The organism is Frankia nepalensis (assembly GCF_016786325.1).
Classification (GTDB): Bacteria; Actinomycetota; Actinomycetes; order Frankiales; family Frankiaceae; genus Pseudofrankia; species Pseudofrankia nepalensis.
This window is the reverse complement of sequence record NZ_JADWYU010000349.1, coordinates 1-1591: the sequence shown is the minus strand read 5'-3', so window position 1 is coordinate 1591 and position 1591 is coordinate 1. Positions and strand designations below refer to the sequence as shown.

At 69.5% G+C, this 1591-nt stretch carries 2 pseudogenes; one reads left to right on the top strand and one right to left on the bottom strand.

Features of this window, described 5'->3' with window-relative positions:
- Positions 1-70: 70 nt before the first annotated feature.
- A pseudogene (locus I6A81_RS41125) lies at positions 71-382 on the bottom strand (TetR/AcrR family transcriptional regulator); the annotation flags it as partial.
- A gap of 450 nt (positions 383-832) precedes the next feature.
- Here I6A81_RS41125 and I6A81_RS41120 point away from each other — a divergent pair.
- Positions 833-1591 (top strand): annotated as a pseudogene (locus I6A81_RS41120) (cytochrome P450); the annotation flags it as partial.

Below are 1591 nucleotides of genomic sequence, written 5' to 3'. Positions count from 1 at the left end.
CCGATCAACCCGACCCGATCCGAACAATCGATCAAGTAACTGTCTCACCGCACGCACGTGCGGAAGACGGGTCTAGATGCAGCCCGTCGTAGGAGAGGCCGGCCTCCTCCTCCAGCCGTCGCATCACGGCGTCGTGCAGCTCGCGCTCGGTCGCGAAGTGCCGGTAGACGGTGCGCTCGCTGACGCCGGCGCGGTCCGCGACGGCGCGGAAGGTCAGGCCCTTCCAGTCCCACGTCGGAAAACGGTGAACCACCTCGGAGCCGGCGGCGAGAATGCGCTCACGGGTGATGCCGGCGCGACCGCGACGCACCGGGCTGTCGTAGCGGCGCCGGTCCGGCGACGGCCCGTCGCCTTCGTCGTCTGGTTCCGCCGGCCTGCCCATATGGCGTCAGCCTACTGACAGGAAGCTGTCGACGGGCCGGCCGACTCGCGCCATCCTCGCGCCCAGAGGTTCGTGACAGGTTCCGGTCACCTGCCCGTCGTACCTGTGGTAGCTCCAGGTCTCGATACCTGCGCCAGCGGAGCTTCCGGCCGCCTGCCAGCTGGTTGACGCGAACAATTTGGCGTCAGTACTGTGACACCCGTGTTCAGGCCTCGCTGGCACGGCGGGCCGTTTACCGCTGGGCTGGCATCCACGCCGCGCCACATCCGCGCCGGAGGGGAGCGCCAACAGCCTGCCCGGTGGCCGGCGGTGATCCGCGAGGTCGGGCCGGGAAGTCCACCAGGCACGGGAAGCCGCAGTCGGAGTCCACAGTTCAGCGCGCTCGCCGGTACCAGTGCCACGCGGGGGGTACCGCGGCGAGGCGTCTTCCGGGACAGAAAGGTCCGAGCAGTGACGGACTTAAGTTGGGACCCCTTCGACAAGGTCATCGACGTGGACCCGTACCCGGTCTGGCGCCGGATGCGCGACGAGCAGCCCCTGTACCGCAACGACAGGTACGACTTCTACGCGGTCTCCCGGCACGCCGACGTCGACGCCGTCCACCTCGACACCAAGACCTACAGCTCGGCGTACGGCACCGTGCTGGAGATCATGGGCAAGGACCCGATCCCGCCCGGCTTCCTGATCTTCTCCGACCCGCCGGTCCACAACACGCTGCGGGCGCTGGTGTCGCGCGCCTTCACGCCGCGGCGCATCGCCGCCCTGGAGGGCCAGGTCCGCGCGCTGTGCGCGGAACTCCTGGACCCACAGATCGGCGGGGGCGGTTTCGACTACGTCCAGGACTTCGCCGCGCAACTTCCCTCGATGGTCATCTCCGCCCTCATCGGGGTCGACCCGGCCGACCGCGAACTGGTCCGCCGGACCATCGACGAGACCTTCCACATCGAGGAAGGCGCCGGGATGATGAACGAGTTCTCCCGCGCCGCCACCATCCGGCTGCGGACCTACTTCGTCGAGCAGATCGAGGACCGGCGCGCCCGACCCCGCGACGACATGATGACCGCGCTCGTCCACGCCGAGGTCAAGGACGGCGACAGCACCCGCCGGCTCACCACGGATGAGGCCGCCACCGTCACCAACGAGATGGTCAGCGCCGGCACCGAGACCGTCGCCCGCCTCCTCGGCTGGGCCGCCGTCCTGCTCGCCGCC